A 20,337-nucleotide genomic window follows, 5' to 3' on the forward strand; every position below is an offset into this window, starting at 1 on the left:
GTGACACTGCTCGCAGCACTCTACGAAGAGAGGCACGCATGAGCAGAGGACCAGTCAGACGCGGGGTGACGCTCCTGGCGGGCGGGCTCGTGATCGCCCTGCTCCCGGCGGGCGCCGGCCAGGCGGCCGGGAACGCCACGGCGGGCCGCGCCGATCCGGGCGGGGCGGTCGCGCGGACCACGGCGTCCACGGGGGCGGCGCGGACCACGGCTACCCCGCAGGCGGCGCGGACCGCACGGACCGCGGGGGCCGCCCGCACCGTCACCCTCGTCACCGGGGACAAGGTGACCGTCACCGACCTCGGCGGCGGGAAGAAGACGGTCACCGTGCAACGGCCCCGGGGAGCCACCGGCGCCGTGCGCACGCAGTCGGCGGGCGGCGACATCAGCGTCGTACCGGACGAGGCGCTGCCGTATCTGCGGGCCGGCACCCTCGATGGGCGGCTGTTCGACGTCAGCGCGCTGATACGGCAGGGCCTGGCCGACGACGCGACCGGCGAGCTGCCGCTGATCGTCACCTCCGACGGGACCACCCGGTCCGCCGCCGCCCCGCCCGGCACCCGGCGGGTGCGGTCCCTGCCCAGTGTGCACGGCGCCGCCGTCACCGCCGGCAAGGGACGGGCCGCGTGGCGGGCCGTCACCCGTGCCGGCGGCGTGGACAAGGTGTGGCTGGACGCGCGGGTGCACGCCGACATGGCGCAGAGCAACGCCCAGATCGGCACCCCGACGGCCTGGCAGTCCGGCCTGACCGGCAAGGGCGTCACCGTCGCCGTGCTGGACACCGGCGTCGACACCGGCCACCCGGACCTGTCCGGACGGGTCGGCCGGACCAAGAGTTTCATCGAGGGCGAGGACGTCGCCGACCGCAACGGCCACGGCACCCACGTCACCTCCACCGTCGGCGGCAGCGGCGCCGCCTCGGACGGCCAGGAGAAGGGCGTCGCCCCCGAGGCCACGCTCGCCGTCGGCAAGGTCCTCGACGACCAGGGCAACGGCAGCGAGTCGCAGATCATCGCCGGCATGGAGTGGGCCGCGCGGGACGTGCGCGCGCGGATCGTGTCGATGAGCCTGGGCTCCACCGAACCCAGCGACGGCACCGACCCGATGGCCCGGGCCGTGGACACCCTCACGCAGGAGACCGGCGCGCTGTTCGTGGTCGCCGCCGGCAACACCGGGGCGCCCTCCTCCATCGGCTCGCCCGGCGCCGCCGACGCCGCGCTCACCGTCGGCGCGGTGGACTCCGCCGACCGGGCCGCCTACTTCACCAGCGCCGGCCCCCGCTTCGGGGACAACGCCCTCAAGCCCGACCTCGCCGCGCCCGGCGTCGACATCCTCGCCGCCCGCTCCCGGCTCACCGAGGGCAGCGGCCCCTACACCACCATGAGCGGCACCTCCATGGCCACGCCCCACGTCGCCGGGGTCGCCGCACTGCTCGCCCAGGAGCACCCCGACTGGAGCGGCGCCCACATCAAGGACGCCCTGATGTCCACCTCGCAGCGGCTCGACGCCTCCGCCTACGAGCTGGGCGCCGGCCGGGTCAGCGTGCCCGACGCCGTGCACGCCGGGATCACCGCCACCGGCAGCGCCGACCTCGGCTTCCACCGCTGGCCGTACGCGTCGGACAAGCCGGTGACCCGCACCCTGACCTACACCAACTCCTCCGACGAGGACGTCCGCCTGACCCTGTCCGTGACCGGCGCCCCGGACGGGGTCGCCACCCTCGCCGACACCACCCTGACCGTCCCCGCGCACGGCTCGGCCTCCACCACGGTCACCGGGAACGGCGACAAGGCGCCCGTCGGGAACACCAGCGGGCAGATCGTCGCCGCCGACGCGAGCGGAACCCCCGTGGCCCACACGGCGTTCGGGCTGGTCAAGGAGGACGAGCGGTACACGCTGACCGTGCACGTCAAGGACCGCGACGGCGCCGCCGCGCCCGCCGACCTCACCGTGCAGCAGCTCACCGAGGGCGCCGACCCGGTCCCCGCCCACGTCGGCGACTCCGGCACGCTCCAGCTGCGCCTGAAGCCGGGCACGTACCCCCTGAGCACCTTCCTCGACGTGCGCGGCAGCCACGGCGCCGCCTCCCTCGGGCTGGGCTTCCTCGCCGCCCCCGAGGTCGTCCTCGACCGCGACCGCGAGGTCACCCTCGACGGGCGCGAACTGCGCGAGGTCCGCGCCGACGTCCACCGCCGCACCGAGACACGACAGCTGCTCATGGAGTACGACCGCACGGCCGGCGGAGCCGACCTGTTCCAGGCCGTGCAGGTGCCGCTGATGTACGACAGCGTCTTCGCCGCGCCGACCGCGAAGGTGACGCAGGGCGGCTTCGAGTACCGGACGGTGTGGCGCCTGGGCAAGCCGCTGCTGGAGGTCAAGGGCGTCCAGGAGGCGGTGGTGCAGGCGGGCGGCACCCTCCCCGAGGGCCGCCGCACGCTGCCGCTGGCCGACATCGGCACCGGGGACCTCACCGGCACCGACGTCCGCGGCAAGGCGGTCCTGGCCCGCCTGGCCGACGGCACCGAGCCGGCCGCGCTCGCCCAGGCTGTGCAGGACGCCGGCGCCGAGGCGCTGTTCGTCACCGACGACACCCCCGGCCGGCTGAGCGCCTGGTGGGGCACCGACACCGGCGACCGCCCGCTGCTGATCGCCTCGGTGAACGCCGCCGACGCCGCCCGGCTGCGCGCCGCGCACCGCGTCGACATGACCGGCACCCGCGACACGCCGTACGTCTACGACCTGTCGCAGGGCCATGTGGGCGCCGTCCCCGACCGCGACCTCACCTACGCGCCCGGCCCGCGCGAACTGGCCGACCTGGCCGTGAAGTTCCACGCCCGCGGCCCGGTGAGCGGCGGCGAGTTCCGGTACTCGATCACCGACACCTTCCCGATCGGCATCGGCTTCCAGGAGAGCGTCGACTTTCCCGCCGAGCGCACCGACCACGTCTCCACCGGCCCCGGCCAGCTGTGGACCGAGTCCGTCACGGCCGGTGAGGGCACCTGGGAGGAGCGCAGCGGCCTGGTCCGCTACGACGGCGGGAGCCGTCCCACGCTGAACTGGTTCAAGCCGGTGTGGCACCCGTGGCTGGGCACCGGCCTGGGCTGGGGGCAGCGGCGCTCGGGGAACGTCCTGCAGTTCAACGCGCCCGGCTGGGGCGACTCCGGACCCGACCACACCGGCTTCGGCGACACCTACAGCCCGGACAGCGGCATGACCCAGACCACGACGGCCTACCTCGACGGCGAGCAGGTCGACCGGAACGCCGATGCGACCGCGTACGTCTGGGACGCGCCGGCCGACGAGCACACCTACCGGCTCGTCACCGACACCGCGCTGGATCCGGCCCGCTGGGGTCTCGCCACCCGCGGGCACGCCGAGTGGACGTTCCGGTCGGCGGCCACGCCCGAGGACCGCTGGACCGCGCTGCCGCTGATCAACCTCGCCCTCGACGTGCCCACCGACCTCGCGGGCGACGTCCGGGCGGGCGGGCGGATCCCCGTCGCGCTGGGCGCGCAGTACGTCGCCGGGGCACCGGAGACGGGCACCGTCGGCCACGGCGCGCTGGAGGTGTCCTACGACGACGGCGTCACCTGGCACCCGGTCCCGCTCACCGGATCCCACGCCTCCTGGAGCGGCACGCTGACCGTGCCGCGCGACGCCGCCTCCGTGTCGCTGCGGGCCTCCGCGAGCGACGACCGGGGCGGCTCGGTGCGGCAGGAGATCGTCCGGGCGGCGGGCGTGAAGTAGGCGCCGTGGCAAGGACGTTGGACCTCCGACGGAGTATCCGCGGGGTATCCGGTGGGGGCCTGCGGTCGAACAAGGGAGCAGGTGTTCCCTGGAACAGGTGATCGCCGCAGAAGTGATCGCATGCGCCGTGTGGGGCGTTCGATACTGACGGTACGCAAGCGACGGGCTGCAGACCGTAGTTGGCGTAGGTCCCACATGAAGCTACGCAAGGAGAAAGCACGATCATGAACGTCATCACCAACGTCCTCGCCGGCCTGATCCACCTCGTCGGCTGGCTGGTCTGACGTCCCAGGACACCCACGGCGGCGCCGCCTCCCCGTCCCAGGGAGGCGGCGCCGTCCGCGTGTGCGCCCTACGCGGTGCCCAGCGCCCGCTTCATGATCTTCCCCATGTCGTTGCGCGGCAGGACGTCCAGGATCCGCACCACCCGGGGCCGCTTGTGCGGGGCGAGCCGCCGGGCCACGTGGTCGGCCAGCTCCTCCAGACCGGGCGGGGCGTGCGGGTCGGCCGGGACGATCCAGGCGACGATCCGCTCGCCCAGATCCGCGTCCGGCTCCCCGGTGACGGCGGCCTCGCGCACGGCGGGGTGCTCCAGGAGCGCGTTCTCGATCTCCCCGGCACCGATCTTGTACCCGCCGCTCTTGATCAGGTCGGTGGCCTTGCGGCCGACGATGCGCACAGAGCCGTCGGGGTCGCGCACCGCCATGTCCCCGGTGCGGAAGAACCCGTCGGCGGTGAAGGCGGCGGCCGTCGCGTCGGGGCGGTTCAGGTACTCGGTGAACAGGTTCGGCCCGCGCACCTGGATCTCGCCGACCGTCTCCCCGTCCCGCGCCGTGACGGGCGTGCCGTCCTCCTCCACCAGCCGCAGCTCCACGCCCGGCAGCGGCACCCCGACCGTGCCGGCGCGCGCCTCGCCGTCAACCCGCACGCTGGTGTTCATCAGCGTCTCGGTCATGCCGTACCGCTCGATGACGCGCCGCCCGGTGGCGGCCGCGATCCGCTCGTGGTCGTGCACGGGCAGCGCCGCGGACCCGGAGACCAGCAACCGGGCCCCCGCCAGCGCCTCGGCCAGCCCCGGGCCGCCCGGCAGCGCCTCCGCGATCCGGTGGTACATCGTGGGCACGCCGAACAGCATCGTCGCGCCGTCGTTCAGTCCCCGCGCCACGCCCTCGGTGGGGAACCGGCCCAGGTGGCGGACGGACCCGCCGCGCCGCAGCGGGCCGAGGATGCCGAGCACCAGGCCGTGCACGTGGAACAGCGGCAGCCCGTGCACCAGCACGTCCCGCGCCGTCCACCGCCAGGCGTCGGCGAGCGCGTCCAGGGTGGCGGCCACGGCCCGGCGCGGGAGGACGGCGCCCTTGGGCGGGCCGGTGGTGCCGGAGGTGTAGACGATCAGGGCCGGGTCGCCGTCCTCGGCGTCCGCCGCGGGCACGGGCCCCACCGCGCGCACATCGACGTCGATCCGCTCCAGGCCGGCCAGCACGCCGGGCAGGTCGGCGCCGGGCGCGGCCAGACCGCCGCCGGGGCGCTGTCGGCCACGATGTGCCCGAGTTCCTTCTCGCCGGACTTCGGGTTCAGCGGCACGGCGGCCACCCCGGCCAGCAGCGTGCCCACCACCGCGACGGCCGTGTGAAGCGTGGGCGTCGCCCACACGGCGACCCGGCCCCGACCCCGCACCCGCGCGCCGACGGCACCGGCCGCCGCCGCGAGTTCCCGGTAGGTCAGCGACCGGTCACCGAAGCGCAGGGCCTCCCGCGCGGCGGGATCGTCTGTCAGGGACGGAAAGAGAGAGGACACGCGGCGGACTCCTCGAAGGTCGCGGGGACAGCGGGACGACACCCCGTTCCTACACCAGTGTTAGCGTGCGAGGCGTTCCGCCCCCGGCCGCCGTGAAGAGGGAGACCGCCGTGCCGCGCATCGCACTCGCCACCTACGACCCTGAGGGCGCGCCGAACCGGGACCGCGACCTGCCCGTACTGGTGGACGCCCTGCGGGACGCCGGGGCCGATGCGCAGGCCCTGCCCTGGGACGCGCCGGACGTCGACTGGGCCGCGTTCGACCTGGTCGTCATGCGCTCCACCTGGGACTACACCTGGCGCACCGCCGAGTTCCTGGCGTGGGCCGAGCGGTGCGGGAAGCTGACCCGGCTCGCCAACCCGGTGGACGTCGTGCGCTGGAACACCGACAAGCGCTACCTCGGCGACCTCGCCGCCGCCGGTGTGCCCGTGGTCCCCACCCGCTACCTCGCCCCCGGCGACACCCCGGCCGCCGACGACCTGCCCGCCGCGGGCGACTTCGTCGTCAAGCCCGCCTACGGGGCCGGCGCCCGCCTCGCCGCCCGGTACACGCCCGCCGAACGGCAGACCGCCGTCGCCCAGGTGGCGCGCCTGCACGCCGAGGGCCTGACCGCGATGGTGCAGCCCTACCTCACCCGGATCGACGTCAGCGGCGAGCGGGCGCTGCAGTTCTACGGCGGCCGGCTGGTGCACGCCAGCCGCAAGCGGGCCGTCCTGAGCCCCGGCACGCCCTACGACGCGGACAAGGTGGCCCACCCGGACCTGCGGCCGTGGACGCCGAGTACGGCCGAACGCGCGGTCGCCGAACGGGCGCTGGCCGCGGTGCCGGGCGGCGCCGGGCTGCTGTACGCCCGCGTGGACCTGGTGGACGGCGACGACGGCGACCCCCGCGTGATGGGGCTGGAACTGGTCGAGCCGAACCTGTTCCTGTGGCTGCACCCGCAGTCCGTGCCGGCGGTGGCGCCCGCGATCCTCCCCGCGGCGGTCGCGCCCGCCGGCTGACGTGCCGTCGGCCGACTTCGCCCCGGCCGGCCCTCCGCCGGCCGACCTGTCGCGGCTGGACTGCGCCTCGGGTCCGGCCGGCCCGGCCCGTCAGCCGATCCGCGTCCGCTGCAACAGTCCCCAGGTGAACTCCGCGACGACCTCGCGCGGCACCCCCCGGGCGTCCGGTGCCGTGAAGGCCAGGCCCCACCGCGTGGGGGCCGTGCCCTCCAGCGGGCGGGCCGGGGCGAAGGCGCGGGCGGCCTCGTCGACCGTGCAGGACCACGGTGTGAGGTCCTCCACGGTGCGCAGGTCGGGCGGCCGTGCCCCCGGGGCGCGCCCCAGCCACTCGTTCCAGACCTGGCCGCGCGGCCCGGCCAGCACCTCGAAGCGCAGGTCCGGCCAGAGGGGCAGCGGCCACTGCCGGGCCTCGCAGTCCAGGTCGCCGATCCGGCGGGCGGTGACGGACTCCGGGGCGCCGAGAACGGAGCGGTACCGAGCCGCCGCCGAGCGGGCCCTGGGCGCCCGGACCATCGCCTGCCACCGCTTGTTGGCCTCCCGCATGTCCGCCATCGAGGCGCCCAGCGCACGGCGGGCGTCGTCCACCAGATCCGGATTGTGGTCGGCCATTCGGCGCAACAGCACCAGCTGGAAGTCGAGCGGGGTGAAGGGGGCGGCGGGGCGGTTTCCGGAGGGCATGGACACCATCGTGGCCCACGGGGTGGGCCGCACGGCACCGCCACAGCCGTCCCGCCCATTGCCCGCGCACCGCGCTCTGGCTAGCCTGTGTTCGTCATGCCGATCGCCTGTTGATATCTCGAACACAGGCCTGCTTCAAGGGAGGGGGCCGGTCGTGGGACGTCTCGTACCCGCCGTGACCCGGGCTCTCGACATACTCGAGCTGTTCCTCGACGGGGACGGCACGCTCTCCGCCCCGGACATCGTGCGCAAGCTGCAGCTGCCGCGCACCACGGTGCACGAGCTGGTCACCACGCTCGCCGCCCGCCAGTACCTCGTCCCGGTCACCGGCCAGCCCGGACGCTACCGGCTCGGCGTGCGCCCCTACCAGCTCGGCAGCCGCTACGCCGAGCAGCTGGACCTGGCGGCCGAGGGCCAGCAGGTCGCCCGGTCCGTCGCCGAGACCTGCGACGAGACCGTGCACGTGGCGATCCTGGAGGACACCGACGTGATCTACATCGCCAAGGTGGACTCCACGCACGCGGTGCGCATGGTCTCCGCCGCCGGCCGCCGCCTGCCGGCCCACTGCACCTCGGTCGGCAAGATGCTGCTGGCCTCCCTGCCCGAGCAGGAGCTGGCCGCGCGCCTCCCGGACGGTGCCGAGCTGGTCGCGATGACCCCCAACAGCATCACCGACCCGGCCGTCCTGCGCGAGGTGTTGGCCGAGATCCGGCGGCGCGGGGTGGCCGTGGAGAGCCGGGAGTCCAACCCGGACGTCAGCTGCGTGGCCGCCCCCGTGCGCGACCGCACCGGGCAGGTCGTCGCCGCGCTGTCCATCTCCGTGCCCATGATCCGCTGGAGCGAGGAGCGCCGCGCCGAGCTGGAGCAGCTCGCCGTCAAGGGCGCCGCCGAGCTGTCCGAGCGCCTCGGCCACCGGAGCGCGGCATGAGCGGGCACCGAACGCACGGGAGGGCGGCGTACGAGGTCGCGGTGCGCGCGCGGGCCGCACTGGGCGAGGGGCCGACCTGGGACCCGGCCGCCGGGCACCTGATCTGGGTGGACATCCTCTCCTCCCGGGTGCACACCTACGATCCCGCCTCCGGCCGGCGCACCGTCCGCGCCACCGGGCAGCACGTCGGCGCCGCCAAGCCGCGCGCCGGCGGCGGCCTGGTCCTGAACCTGCGCGACGGGGTGGGCCTCACCGACCCCGACGGCACCTTCCGCTGGCTGCACCGCGACCCGGTCCCCGGCCGCCGCGGCAACGACGCCGCGATCGCCCCCGACGGCGCCCTGTGGGCCGGCACCATGCGCTACGACGAGTCGGCGGGCGGCGGCACCCTGACCCGCCTGACCGGCGACGGCACGGCCGACGTCGTCCTGGACGACGTGACGGTGAGCAACGGCACCGGCTGGAGCCCCGACGGCCGCCTGATGTACTACATCGACACGCCCACCCGCCGGATCGACGTCTTCGACGTCGACGGCCCGCGAGTGGTGAACCGGCGGCCGGTGGCGCGAGTGGAGGAGGGCGCCGGCTTCCCGGACGGCCTGACGGTCGACGCCGACGGCTGCGTGTGGGTGGCCCTGTGGGACGGCGGCGCGGTGCGCCGCTACACGCCCGCCGGGGACCTCGACCGGGTGATCGAGCTGCCCGTGCCGCGCCCCACGGCGTGCGCCTTCGGCGGCCCGGACCTCACCGACCTGTACATCACGACCGCCCGTACGGGGCTGACCGCGCCGCACCCGCTGGCCGGCTCGGTGCTGGTGGTCCCGGACGCGGGCAGGGGAGTACCCCAACCGGCCTTCGCGGGCTGAGCGACCGCGACCGCCCTGCCGCCGGGCCCTCCCGGCGGCGGGGACGCCGTCGCCACCGGTCACGCGCGCCGACCGGTCACGCGCGCCGACCGGTCACGCGCCGACCGGTCACGCGCCGACCGGTCAGGCGCGCCGATCGGTCACGCGCGCCGACCGGTCATGCGTGATCCCTGATCACACGCGCCCACCGGTCACACGCGCCCACCGGTCACACGCGCCCACCGATCACACGCGCCCACCGATCACACGCGCCCACCGGTCACGGCAACCCCGCCGCCCTGCGCTCCCGTCCCGTCAGCGGCGGCCCGTCCAGCGCCGGCTTGAGCGGGCCCACCGCCGCCGCGAGCAGCACGCTCGGCGCGAGCAGCGCCTGCGCGCCCCGCTCCAGCGAGGTCACGTCGGTCACCCGGCGGGCGATGCGCCCGTTGCCGGTGGCCGTGTACATCAGCCGCCCCACGTACGCCGCCGTCACCCGCTCCCGCAGCGTCGGGCCGGTCTCGGTCGCCTGCGGATAGAACACGTCCGAGCCGACCGCCAGGTCCCAGGCGGTGCGCACCGTGCGTCCCACCGTCCGCTGGATGTGCCGGGCCAGCCCGGCCGATCCCCAGCCCCGGCGGCGGATCAGGTCGCGGACCGCGAGGGCGGTCTGGGCGGCCACGGTCATGCCGTGGCCGTACACCGGGTTCAGCGCGCACACCGCGTCGCCGAGCACCGCGAAGTTCTCCGGCCAGGCCGGCATCCGCTCGTAGTAGTGGCGGCGGTTGGCGGTGGTCCGGGTGAACGCCACATCGCTCAGCGGTTCCGCGCCGGCCAGCAGCTCCGCGATGACCGGGTGGCGCAGCTCCTCACGGGCGTACCGGAGGAAGTCGCCGGCCTCGGGGCTGGGTTCGCCGCCCCGGCTGCCGAACAGGGTGACCATCCAGCGGCCGTCCTCCACGGGCATCAGCACCCCTCCGCATCCGGGCCGCCCGCCGCGCGGATCGGCCTGGACGTTGACGACCGGGAAGCCCTCCGCGGCCCCGCCCGGCGCCCGGAACAGCCGGCTCGCGTACGCCACGCCCGAGCTGACCTCCCGCCGCCGCGGCGCGGGCAGTCCGAGCGCGGCCAGCCACCGCGGTGCCCGCGACCCCCGCCCGGTGGCGTCCACCACCAGGCCGGCCCCCAGGGTGCGTTCGGCCCCGTCGGGCCCGCGCAGCCGTACCCCGGTGACCGCCGCCCTGCTGCCGGTGAGTCCAAGCACCTCGGTGCGGTCCACGGCCGTCACGCGCCCGTCGGCGAGCACGTCCCGCCGTACCACCGCCTCCAGCAGGTCGCGGCTGCTGCGCAGCAGGAACGCCGACTCCCCCCAGCGCCGGAACCAGCCGTGCGGGGAGAGCGCCACCATGTCGGTGGGCACCGCCATCCGGGTCCCGCCGGCCGCCAGCAGCCGCCCGGTGACACCGGGCAGCAGCTGCTCCAGCGCCCGCGCGCCCCCCGACCACAGCTGGTGCACGTGGCGCGCCTGCGGCACCCCCTTGCGGGGCTCGGGCCCGGCGGGCAGCGCGTCGCGCTCCACCAGCAGGACGCGGCCGGCGAAGGGGGCCAGGGCGCGGGCGGCGAGCAGGCCGGACAGGGAGCCGCCGAGGACGACGGCGGTGGTGCGGTCACTCAGGGAGGTGCACCTGACGGGCGCGCGGCTGAGGGACGGCTGACTCATGGACGGCTGGCTCATGGACGGGAACGCTCTCTGCTGGGGCGGCCGCCCGGGCGCGGACCGCCTCGATCTCGTCGGGACGGCGGAGGGCTCGGGAGACGGCCCCGATCTCCTTGAGCAAGGTCGTGGGGTCGGGCGAGGGGTCGGTGTCGGGCGGCTCGGGCCGGCGGTTCCGGGCCTCCACGGCGTCGGTGATGGCCACCGCGGCGGCCAGCGCCCGGGCCCGCTCGGGCGGATGCCCGAGGGCGCGCGCGGCCTCGTGGGCGCGGGCGGCCAGGCCGGCGTCGAGGTGCCGGGCCAGCGGCAGCAGCACGTCCCGGATGAACGTCTCGCGCCGGATCAGCCGCAGCTCGGGCGTGGCCCGCAGCACGAAGGGCACACCGCCGCCGCTCGCGGTGCGCATCAGCTCGTACAGCGGCCGCAGTTCGCGGTGGGCCAGGTGCACCCGCCAGCGGTCGTGCAGGTACTGGCCGGCGTGCGGCAGGATGAAGCCGACCGCGATCAGGATGGCGGACAGGGCGGCCACGGGCGGCGCCAGGTTGGTGCTCAGCCAGTCCAGGTCGTGCCCCGTCCAGCGGGCGCCGACCGCGGTCAGCTTGGAGACGTCGAAGACCAGGTTGAGCACGTATCCGACGCCCAGCAGTTTCAGCCCGCCGCGCAGCCAGGCGTCCAGACCCTCGGCGCGCACCCAGTTCCACAGCAGCCGGGAGGTGATCAGGCAGGCCACGGCGTGCGCGGTGAGGTAGAGCAGGATCTCCTCGCGCATGAACGGGGTGCGGGCGTAGTACGTGTCCAGGTCGCGCAGCCGCTCCACGGGCGCGTCGGCCAGGGCGAACAGCACCCACAGGGCCACGATCACGCCCGAGTAGACGCCGACCACCCAGCGCACCGCGCGCCGCGTGGTGGGCAAACCCTCCGACAGGCCGCTGCGCCAGGTGATGATGAGCAGCAGGCAGGAGCCGCAGAACGCGGTCAGCAGCGAGTAGCACCAGGGCGCGGAGATGTTCGGCACGCCCGTGAGCCGGTTGACCCGGGCGATCGTCGAGGGCGCGCAGAACACGAACACCCCGCACGCCAGCAGCAGCAGCCCGCCGACCGCGCGCAGCAGCGGGTCGCGCCACAGCCGGACGATCGTGGGCAGCTTGATGACCAGCGCGGCGGGGAGGACCACCGCGGGGATCCAGAAGGGGACGTACACGGCGTCGAGCAGCGCCGCCGGGTCGAAGGCCGACGCGGTCACCGGGCCGCTCCGGGGTGTCCGCGGTAGCCCAGGGTGCGCTGGACCGGGTCGGGGACGGCGGCGCTCCGCCCCAGGTAGGGGCGGAAGACGGTGGCCAGACGGTGCCCGAAGTCGTCCGCCACGGCCTCGTCGGCCTCGCGGGAACCGTCGCGCGCGGCCACCGTCAGCGCCGTGTCCCGCCAGCCCGGTTTCCCGGCCAGGACCCGCTCGGCCGCGACACCGGAGACGTGGTGGTGCCGGTGCCCGGCGTGCAGGTGCCACAACTCGTGTCCCAGGATGACCAGTTGTTGCACGCCCTCGGCCCGCTCCTCGACGATGACCAGGTCGAAGTCCTGGAACTCCACGCACAGCCCGGTCACTTCGATCTCGTCGGGGAAACGCTCGAAGCGCAGCTGCACCGGCCGCCCGCCGCGCCGCGCGCTCATCTCCTCGCACAGCGCCCGGCACAGCTCCCGTACGCCGGCGGGGGGACGGGGCCGGGCGCGGACGGCCGCGGCGAGGTCGGCGGCCAGCGCGCGCCGGGCCGCGCCCGGCCGGACGCGGCGCAGCGCTCCGGCGGCGCGCCGTGCCGCCCGTCGCCGCGCGCCCGCGAAGTCCATCCCCTCACCCCTTCCGGCCCCCGGCTCCCCCGCGGCAGGGCACGCCGTCCGAGCCTACGCGGCCGGAAGTGCGCGCGCCATGCGATCGGACGACCGTTGTTCAGCCGAGAACGACCGCTGCGGGGACGGCTTTTGATCCGTGTTTTCTCCTGCGCTGTCGCCCGGGGTTTCCGCCGTGTCCGCTCCCGGGGTGCTCACAGCCGGGCGAAAGTCACGCACGACCCATTGACGTGGAATCGCTTCCACCCTACGGTCCCGTTCGAAGTTACGAGCAGATGTCGAAATACCGAACGACGAGACGGCCATCCGGACTGGACGCCAAAACCGGACGCGGCTCCGTCGGCACCACGACCGCGCATCTGCGCAGCTCCACGACACGACGAGTGAGGGCGGGTACATGGGACGACCTGGCCTGCATCGCAGGCAACTCCTCGCCGCCGCGGGCGGCCTGGCGGTGGCGGGCAGCTTGGGCTTCGCCGCCCTCGGCACGGGCGCCGACGCGCTCGCGACGGGGGGCCGCACCCGCGTGCGGTTCTGGAACCTGTTCAGCGGCGGCGACGGCGCCAACATGATCGCGATGCTGGACGCCTTCCGGAAAGCCGAACCCGGCATCGCCGTCAAGGACTCCACCCTCCAGTGGGGCAACCCCTTCTACACCAAGCTCGCCATGGCGGCGGCGGGCAACCGCGCGCCGGAACTCGGGGTGATGCACCTCGGCCGCGTCCCCGGCTTCTCGCCCGGCCGCCTGCTCGACCCGTGGGACGTCGGCCTGCTCGCCCGGTACGGCGTCCACGAGAAGGACTTCAACCCGGCCCTGTGGAAACGCGCCGTGATCGACGGCAAGCTCTACGCCCTGCCGCTCGACATCCACGTGCAGCTGTGCTTCTACCGGCGGGACGTGCTGAAGAAGGCCGGCCTGCTCGGCGCCGACGGGCGGATGGTCCCGGTCACCTCCACCGACGACTGGTTCGGGGTGCTGAAGGAGGCCAAGAAGGCCACCCGCAAGGGTCTGCAGACCATCGGCTTCTGGCACAACGACCAGAACTTCCAGTGGTGGTTCTTCGTCGCCTTCTACACCCAGCTCGGCGGCACCTGGTTCGACGACGCCCGCACCGAGGTCACCTTCGACACCGACAAGGCCACCGAGGTCCTGGAGTTCCTGCGCCGGCACATCACCGACGGCTACGCCGACCCGGGCTTCGGCGGCGGCGCCGGCGCCGAACAGTTTGTCAACGGCTCCCCGTTCTGCTGGGAGGGCAACTGGTCGGTGCCGGTCTTCACGGGCGCGAAACTCGACTACGGCGCCACCCCGCTGCCACCGGTCTTCGGCAAGCGGGCCACCCACGCCGAGTCGCACTCCTTCGTGCTGCCCCACCAGGCCGACCGCGGCGGCGCCCCCAACGAGGGCGCGCACCGCCTCGCCGCCTACATCGTCCGCCACGCCCGGCAGTGGGCGGCCGGCGGCCACATCCCCGCCTACACGCCGACGCTGTCCACCGAGGCGTACCGGAAGCTGTCGCCGCAGAACGAGTACGTCTCGGCGATGGACCACCAGGCCACCGAGCCCAAGGTGTGGTTCGCGGGCTCCACCGGCATTCTCGCCCAGCGCGTCGGCCCGATCGTCGTCTCCTCGACGATGGGCTCCGCCGCCCCGGACACCGCGGCCCGCCGGATGAAGAGGGAACTGGCCGCGCTGCTCGCCATGAAGAACCCCATGGACGGCAGGACCGCCGCGCAGGGAGGTGCCGTCGCATGACGACGACCAGTGCCGAGACCGTTCTCACCGCCTCGCGCGCCCGCGGCGCCGCGGCGAGCGCCACCGTGCGCCGCCGGCAGGGACTCCAGCACGGCGGCTGGTTCGTCGCCCCGTTCCTGGCGCTGTTCGCGCTGTTCGTGCTCTGGCCCGTGCTGCGCGGCCTGTGGCTCAGCTTCACCGACGCCAACATCTCCGGCGACCACACGCGCTTCATCGGCCTCGACAACTACCGCGAGGCCCTGCACGACCCGCTGATGTGGGACGCGCTCGGCCACAGCGCCTGGTTCACGCTCCTGGTGGTGCCCTGCATCACCGTCCTCGCGTTCCTGCTGGCCATGCTCGCCCACCACATCGAGCGCGGCAAGTGGCTGTGGCGGCTGTGCTTCTTCGCCCCGTTCCTGCTGCCGTCCACCGTCGCCGGCAACCTCTGGCAGTGGCTGTTCAACCCTGGCACCGGGATGGTCAACTACGTCTTCGGCATCGACACCCCGTGGCTGACCGACAAGCGGTACGCGATGCTCGCCGTGGTGATCTGCACCCTGTGGTGGACGGTCGGCTTCAGCTTCCTGCTGTACCTGGCCGCCCTGCAGTCCATCCCGGACCACCTGTACGAGGCCGCCAAGCTCGACGGCGCAGGCGCCTGGCACCGCATGGTCCACATCACCCTGCCGATGCTGCGCGACATCACCGGTCTCGTCATCGCCCTGCAGATCCTCGCCTCGCTGCAGGTCTTCGACCAGGCCGTGGTGATGCAGGACTTCGGACCCGGCCCGGAGAACTCCACCCGCACCTTCGTCCAGTACACCCTCGAAGAGGGCTTCACCAGTTACCGCGTGGGCTACGCCTCCGCGATCTCCATCGTCTTCTTCGTGATCATCGCGGCCGTCGCCCTGGCGCGGATGTGGCTGCTGCGCAACCGTAAGGAGGGCGTGCGATGACCGCCACGCAGATCCGGGTCGAGACCACGGCACGCAAGCCCTGGACCGCCAGCCAGGTCGTGCTCACGCTGCTCGGCGTCGCCGTCTCCGTCGTCTTCCTGTCGCCGCTGGCCTGGGCGCTGTTCACGTCGCTGAAGTCCGAGACGGAGGCCGTCGAGGTGCCGCCGCACTGGCTGCCCGAGCACTGGACCGGCCAGGCGTGGACGGCGCTGTTCGACACCGGCAACATCACCGACTGGTTCGTGAACTCCCTCGTCGTCTCCGTCTGCGTCACGGCGATCGTCGTGCTGGTGAGCGCCCTGGCCGGATACGGCTTCGCCCGCACCGAGTTCCGCGGCAAGGCGGTGCTCATGGGTGTCGTGATGTCCGGCCTGATGATCTCCCCGGCCGTGCTCGGCGTGCCCCTGTTCACCACCGTGCAGCAGATGGGGATGGTCGACACCTACTGGGGCATGATCCTGCCGCAGTGCGCGCCGGCCGCGATGGTGTACATCCTCTACAAGTTCTTCCAGGGCGTCCCGCGCGAACTGGAGGAGGCCGCGTTCATCGACGGCGCCGGCCGCTGGCGGGTGTTCTTCACCGTCGTGCTGCCGCTGTCGCGCTCCTCGCTCGCCGCGGTCGGCATCTTCACCTTCATCGCCTCGTGGAACAACTTCCTGTGGCCCTACATGGTGACCAACAACCCCGACCTGATGACCATGCCGAACGGCATCGCGACCGTCATGAACTCCTACGGCATCCAGTGGGCCCAGCTCATGGCCGGCGGCCTGATGGCCGGCCTGCCGCTGATCGTCGCCTTCGTCTTCTTCCAGCGCCAGATCGTGGCGGGCGTCGCCCACACCGGCCTCGCCGGCCAGTGAAGGCCGTGAACCGACCGCGCAGGCGATGAACCCGCGAACCGGCCGCGCAGGCCGAGGAACCCGCGAACAGGAGCCGCTCCCTTGAAACCCCCGCGACTGAGACCCCTGCGACTGAAACCCCTGCGACTGGCGACGGCCCTCGCCGCCGCCGCCCTCGCCGTCCTGCCGTCCACGGCCCGGGCCGCCGACTACCCCGACCCCCGGCCGATCACCGGGCAGCAGATCGTCCACGACCCGACCGTCCTCGCCCTGAAGTCCGGCGGCTACGTCGCCTACTCGACCGGCGGCGTGATCGGCGCCCGCACGTCCGAGGACCTGCGGCACTGGGACGACGCCGGCAACGCCTTCACCCGGCCGCCCAGCTGGTGGTACGAGTACAACGACACCGGCGACCCCTGGGCGCCCGACCTGTCCTTCCGCGACGGCCGCTACTGGCTGTACTACGCCGTCTCCTCCTGGGGCACCAACCACTCCGCGATCGGCGTCGCCACCTCCCCGACCGGCCTGCCCGGCACCTGGACCGACCACGGCAAGGTCTTCACCTCCGAGACGACCGACGGCTTCAACGCCATCGACCCGGCCGTCCTCCAGGCCGACGGCAGGCTGTGGATGACCTTCGGCTCCTACTGGACCGGCATCCGCATGGTCGAACTCGACCCGAAGACCGGCACGGCGCTCCCCGGGGCCGAGGTCCACCACCTGGCCACCCGCCCCGACGCCCCGTACGCGGTCGAAGGCCCGTCCCTCGTCCGGCACGGCCGCTCCTACTACCTCTTCGCCTCCTACGACGCCTGCTGCGCCGGTGTGAACTCCACGTACAAGATCCGCGTCGGCCGCTCGACGTCCGTCACCGGCCCGTACACCGACAGCACCGGCAAGCCCCTGCTGGAGGGCGGCGGCGACCTGCTCCTCGCCTCCCACGGCCGCTACACCGGCCCCGGCGGCGAGTCGGTCTTCCGCGACCACGGCACCGACTGGCTCGCCTACCACTACTACGACGCCGAGGACAACGGCACGCCCAAGCTCGGCCTCAACAAGCTGAGCTGGACGCGCGACGGCTGGCCCACGCTCACGTGACCCGACCCGGAAAGGACCCCATGAGCCCCCGCACCACCGCCCGCTTCACCCTCGATGCCGCCTTCACCGTCGGCGACGTGAACCCGCGCCTGTTCGGCTCCTTCGTCGAGCACCTGGGCCGCTGCGTCTACACCGGCATCTACGAACCCGGCCCCCCCAGCGCCGACGCCGAGGGCCTGCGCACCGACGTCCTGGACCTCGTCCGCGAACTGGGCGTCACCGCGATCCGCTACCCCGGCGGCAACTTCGTCTCCGGCTACCGCTGGGAGGACTCCGTCGGCCCGGTCGAGGAGCGCCCGCGCCGCCTGGACGTCGCCTGGCGCTCGACGGAGACGAACCGTTTCGGCCTGAGCGAGTACATCGCGTTCCTGAAGAAGATCGGCCCTGGGGCCGAGCCGATGATGGCCGTCAACCTCGGCACCCGGGGCGTCGCCGAGGCGCTCCAGCTCCAGGAGTACGCCAACCACCCGGCCGGCACCGCCCTGTCCGACCTGCGCATCGCCCACGGCGACAAGGAGCCCTTCGGCATCCGCCTGTGGTGCCTGGGCAACGAGATGGACGGCCCCTGGCAGACCGGCCACAAGACGGCCGAGGAGTACGGCCGGCTCGCCGCCGAGACCGCCCGCGCAATGCGCCAGATCGACCCGGGGGTCGAACTGGTCGCCTGCGGCAGCTCCGGCCAGGGGATGCCGACGTTCGCCGACTGGGAGGCCACGGTCCTCACGGAGACCTACGACCTGGTCGACTACATCTCCCTGCACGCCTACTACGAGCCCCTCGACGGCGACGTCGACTCCTTCCTCGCCTCCGCCGTCGACATGGAGTCCTTCATCGAGAACGTCGTCGCGACCTGCGACCACGTGGGCGCGAAGCTGAAGTCGAAGAAGAAGATCGACCTCTCCTTCGACGAGTGGAACGTCTGGTACCAGTCCCGGACGGACGCCGAGGTCGGCGCGCTGGACTGGCCCGAGGCGCCGCGCCTGCTGGAGGACAGCTACAGCGTCACCGACGCCGTCGTCTTCGGCTCCCTGCTCATCGCGCTGCTGCGGCACGCGGACCGGGTGACGGTGGCGTGCCTGGCACAGCTGGTCAACGTCATCGCCCCGATCATGACCGAGCCGGGCGGCCCGGCCTGGCGGCAGACGACGTTCTTCCCGTTCGCCCAGGCCGCGCGGTACGGCCGCGGGCAGGTGCTGGACGTCCGCGTCGACTCACCGACGTACGAGACGAAGAAGTACGGGCAGGCCGACCTGCTGCACGCCACCGCGGTGCGCGGCGAGGACGGCACGGTGACGGTCTTCGCGGTCAACCGCAGCCGCACCGAGCCGCTGCCCCTGGAGGTCACCCTGGCCGGACCGGACCTCACCCGGGTCGTCGAGCACAGCGCTCTGGCCGACGCCGACCCCGACGCCCGCAACACCCTCGCCGATCCCGAGCGCGTGGCCCCGCACGCGGTCACCGGCACCACGCTGACCGGCGGCACGCTCACCGCCACTCTGGAGCCGCTGTCCTGGAACGTGATCAGGCTGGCCTAGCGGGCCGGCCGGTCCAGGGGGGCGGGACTCCCTGGGCCGGCCGGTCCCGCCCGCGCACGTCCCGGCCGGGTCCCGCCGGGCACGCCCCGCCGGGTCCCGGCCGCCGCCGTCAGCGGCCGGGGGAGTCCACCGGCGCCACCGTCACCCCGCCGGCCGCGCTGCCCAGCAGCGTCAGCCGCACCCGGCCCGGCCCCGAAGGGGTGTCCCCGCCGGACAGGACCGCCAGCGCCAGGGTGTTGGCGCCGCGGGTGCGCAGGATGCCGTTGGGCAGGACGAAGGTGTGCTGCGGGCCCACGTCGTTGACGTACTGGCCCATGTTCCAGCCGTTGAGGAAGATCTGCGCCCGCCAGGCCCGGTCCGGGGCGTCGTCCAGGGTCAGCCCGATCGAGGCGTCCACACCCGGGTCGACGTCCAGCCGGAACGTCGTGCGGTACCAGGTCACCCCCTGCCGCCACACGGTCCGCGGGAGGTCCACCCGCTCCCAGTCGGCGTCGGCGAAGCCGGGCAGGTGCCAGCCGTGCCGCTCCCCGTACAGGCCGCCGTTGTTCAGCGGCCCGCGCACGGGATCGGGCGCGCCGGCGCCCTGGAGCCGCCACCGCACCGCCGGGACGGCACCGGCGAAGGTGACCGAGGTCAGCCCGCGCGCCGCCTTGTGCGTGTCGCGCACCCCGCCGTCCTGGTCGTGGGCCATCGGCCGCACCAGCACCGACAGCACGTGCGGGCCGGCCGCGGCCACGTGACGGGCCCGCACCGGGAAGGTCGCGGTGGCCTGCCACGTCCCCGTGCCCAGCGTGTGCGCGTCCGGCACGGGCATCCGGTGGGTGCCCAGCGGCACCCCGTCCAGCCACGCCATCAACAGCCCCTGCGTGCCCGCGCTGTAGGCGAGGGAGACGGACTCGACCCCGGTGGCGTCGTCGAAGGTGCCCCGGTACCACACGTCGCCGTAGTGGAAGCCGTAGTCGTCGGCGAACAGCACCGGCTGCCCCTCGGGCACGGCCGTCGTGCTGAACGAGGACCTCTTGTCCGCCGCACGCCAGGAGGAGTCGTCGAAGCCGGGCGCGGACTCCGGGTTCTCCGTCCGCATCCGCCAGCCGCCCAGCTCGGGCAGCCGCACCTCGGGCACGCCGGGCAGCGGCGCGACGGCGCGCAGGCTGCCCGAGCCGGTCACGCGCGCGGGCACCGGCCGGCCGTTCCAGGTCAGGCCCTCCACGCCGCGCGGCCCCCACACCTCCAGGTCGGTCGCCTCCACGGTGTCGCCGGTCAGATGCAGCGTGGAGCCGCGCACCTCGGCGGTGCGCAGCAGCTTCGGGCCGTACACCACCAGGGAGCCCGCCGGGGTGTCGTACGGCCACAGGCGCAGCGAGGTGGCGTCGTCGGCCAGCAGGATCAGCAGCGGCCGGTCGGTGTCGCCGCCCTCGACCCGGACCCCGATCAGCCCGCCCGCGCCCAGCGGCGCGGTCACCCGCAGCAGCCCCCGGTCCCACACGTACGCGGCCTGCTGGCTCAGCCGGGTCACCAGCGGCTCCTCGGCGGCCTCCAGCACCACCCGGGCCATGGCGCCGCGCCGCCCGCAGAACACGGCGACGTCCTGCCGCCCGGCGGACAGCACCAGCATGGGCTGCG

At 74.1% G+C, this 20,337-nt stretch carries 14 protein-coding genes and 1 pseudogene; 9 read left to right on the forward strand and 6 right to left on the reverse strand.

Going from position 1 to position 20,337, the window contains the following annotated elements; all coding sequences use genetic code 11:
• The first annotated feature begins 38 nt into the window (after positions 1–38).
• Complete coding sequence (locus GV126_RS07080) at positions 39–3,746, forward strand: S8 family serine peptidase (protein WP_159663688.1); 3,708 nt, start codon at positions 39–41, stop codon at positions 3,744–3,746.
• A 352-nt stretch (positions 3,747–4,098) separates the two neighbouring features.
• On the opposite strand, the pseudogene GV126_RS07085 reads toward GV126_RS07080, so the two are convergent.
• Positions 4,099–5,543: pseudogene (locus GV126_RS07085) on the reverse strand (acyl-CoA synthetase).
• A 110-nt stretch (positions 5,544–5,653) separates the two neighbouring features.
• Here GV126_RS07085 and GV126_RS07090 point away from each other — a divergent pair.
• Positions 5,654–6,544 (forward strand): ATP-grasp domain-containing protein, encoded by an 891-nt coding sequence (locus tag GV126_RS07090; RefSeq protein WP_159663690.1) that lies wholly within the window; start codon positions 5,654–5,656, stop codon positions 6,542–6,544.
• A gap of 90 nt (positions 6,545–6,634) precedes the next feature.
• Here GV126_RS07090 and GV126_RS07095 read toward each other — a convergent pair whose 3' ends face one another.
• Positions 6,635–7,231, reverse strand: coding sequence for a hypothetical protein (locus tag GV126_RS07095; RefSeq protein WP_159673407.1), 597 nt, complete (start codon positions 7,229–7,231; stop codon positions 6,635–6,637).
• A 145-nt stretch (positions 7,232–7,376) separates the two neighbouring features.
• Here GV126_RS07095 and GV126_RS07100 point away from each other — a divergent pair, with 145 nt between their 5' ends.
• Both GV126_RS07100 and GV126_RS07105 read left to right on the forward strand, forming a co-directional pair.
• Positions 7,377–8,150, forward strand: a complete 774-nt coding sequence (locus GV126_RS07100; RefSeq protein ID WP_159663692.1) for an IclR family transcriptional regulator — start codon at positions 7,377–7,379, stop codon at positions 8,148–8,150.
• A complete protein-coding gene (locus GV126_RS07105) occupies positions 8,147–9,016 on the forward strand; it encodes an SMP-30/gluconolactonase/LRE family protein (RefSeq protein WP_159663694.1) in 870 nt (289 codons plus the stop codon). The genes GV126_RS07100 and GV126_RS07105 overlap by 4 nt, the downstream gene beginning before the upstream one ends.
• A gap of 259 nt (positions 9,017–9,275) precedes the next feature.
• Here GV126_RS07105 and GV126_RS07110 read toward each other — a convergent pair whose 3' ends face one another.
• Genes GV126_RS07110 through GV126_RS07120 form a run of 3 tightly spaced genes read right to left on the reverse strand, consistent with a single transcriptional unit; the run spans position 9,276 to position 12,548 of the window.
• Positions 9,276–10,712 carry an FAD-dependent oxidoreductase gene (locus GV126_RS07110; protein ID WP_236569909.1) on the reverse strand — a complete coding sequence of 479 codons (1,437 nt, stop codon included), beginning with the start codon at positions 10,710–10,712 and terminating at the stop codon, positions 9,276–9,278.
• Positions 10,660–11,949, reverse strand: coding sequence for an MAB_1171c family putative transporter (locus GV126_RS07115; protein ID WP_236569910.1), 1,290 nt, complete (start codon positions 11,947–11,949; stop codon positions 10,660–10,662). Before GV126_RS07115 ends, GV126_RS07110 begins: the two co-directional genes overlap by 53 nt.
• Complete coding sequence (locus GV126_RS07120) at positions 11,946–12,548, reverse strand: toxin-antitoxin system, toxin component family protein (RefSeq protein ID WP_159663696.1); 603 nt, start codon at positions 12,546–12,548, stop codon at positions 11,946–11,948. Before GV126_RS07120 ends, GV126_RS07115 begins: the two co-directional genes overlap by 4 nt.
• Before the next feature lie 397 nt (positions 12,549–12,945).
• Here GV126_RS07120 and GV126_RS07125 point away from each other — a divergent pair, with 397 nt between their 5' ends.
• The 5 genes from GV126_RS07125 (at position 12,946) to arfA (ending at position 18,714) form a co-directional block, all read left to right on the forward strand.
• Entirely contained in the window at positions 12,946–14,304 is a 1,359-nt protein-coding gene (locus GV126_RS07125) for an extracellular solute-binding protein (RefSeq protein ID WP_159663698.1), read from the forward strand.
• A complete protein-coding gene (locus tag GV126_RS07130; RefSeq protein ID WP_159663700.1) occupies positions 14,301–15,242 on the forward strand; it encodes a carbohydrate ABC transporter permease in 942 nt (313 codons plus the stop codon). The genes GV126_RS07125 and GV126_RS07130 overlap by 4 nt, the downstream gene beginning before the upstream one ends.
• Positions 15,239–16,102 carry a carbohydrate ABC transporter permease gene (locus tag GV126_RS07135; RefSeq protein ID WP_159663702.1) on the forward strand — a complete coding sequence of 288 codons (864 nt, stop codon included), beginning with the start codon at positions 15,239–15,241 and terminating at the stop codon, positions 16,100–16,102. Before GV126_RS07130 ends, GV126_RS07135 begins: the two co-directional genes overlap by 4 nt.
• 81 nt (positions 16,103–16,183) lie before the next feature.
• On the forward strand, positions 16,184–17,179 hold the full coding sequence (locus GV126_RS07140; RefSeq protein WP_419796065.1) for an arabinan endo-1,5-alpha-L-arabinosidase: 996 nt from the start codon (positions 16,184–16,186) through the stop codon (positions 17,177–17,179).
• A gap of 20 nt (positions 17,180–17,199) precedes the next feature.
• Positions 17,200–18,714, forward strand: coding sequence for an arabinosylfuranosidase ArfA (gene arfA / locus GV126_RS07145; protein WP_159663704.1), 1,515 nt, complete (start codon positions 17,200–17,202; stop codon positions 18,712–18,714).
• 109 nt (positions 18,715–18,823) lie between these two features.
• On the opposite strand, the gene GV126_RS07150 is transcribed toward arfA, so the two are convergent.
• Positions 18,824–20,337: beta galactosidase jelly roll domain-containing protein (locus tag GV126_RS07150; RefSeq protein WP_201299810.1), on the reverse strand; the 1,514-nt coding region annotated here is incomplete at its 5' end.

The sequence above is a fragment of the Streptomyces mexicanus genome, assembly GCF_902506575.1.
GTDB lineage: Bacteria > Actinomycetota > Actinomycetes > Streptomycetales > Streptomycetaceae > Streptomyces > Streptomyces mexicanus.

Coding starts and splice junctions, on each gene's coding strand:
- GV126_RS07110 (WP_236569909.1), bottom strand. CDS start 10,712: ATGAGTCAGCCGTCCCTCAGCCGCGCGCCCGTCAGGTGCACCTCCCTG.
- GV126_RS07080 (WP_159663688.1), top strand. CDS start 39: ATGAGCAGAGGACCAGTCAGACGCGGGGTGACGCTCCTGGCGGGCGGG.
- GV126_RS07105 (WP_159663694.1), top strand. CDS start 8,147: ATGAGCGGGCACCGAACGCACGGGAGGGCGGCGTACGAGGTCGCGGTG.
- GV126_RS07135 (WP_159663702.1), top strand. CDS start 15,239: ATGACCGCCACGCAGATCCGGGTCGAGACCACGGCACGCAAGCCCTGG.
- GV126_RS07095 (WP_159673407.1), bottom strand. CDS start 7,231: ATGGTGTCCATGCCCTCCGGAAACCGCCCCGCCGCCCCCTTCACCCCG.
- GV126_RS07130 (WP_159663700.1), top strand. CDS start 14,301: ATGACGACGACCAGTGCCGAGACCGTTCTCACCGCCTCGCGCGCCCGC.
- GV126_RS07125 (WP_159663698.1), top strand. CDS start 12,946: ATGGGACGACCTGGCCTGCATCGCAGGCAACTCCTCGCCGCCGCGGGC.
- arfA (WP_159663704.1), top strand. CDS start 17,200: ATGAGCCCCCGCACCACCGCCCGCTTCACCCTCGATGCCGCCTTCACC.
- GV126_RS07120 (WP_159663696.1), bottom strand. CDS start 12,548: ATGGACTTCGCGGGCGCGCGGCGACGGGCGGCACGGCGCGCCGCCGGA.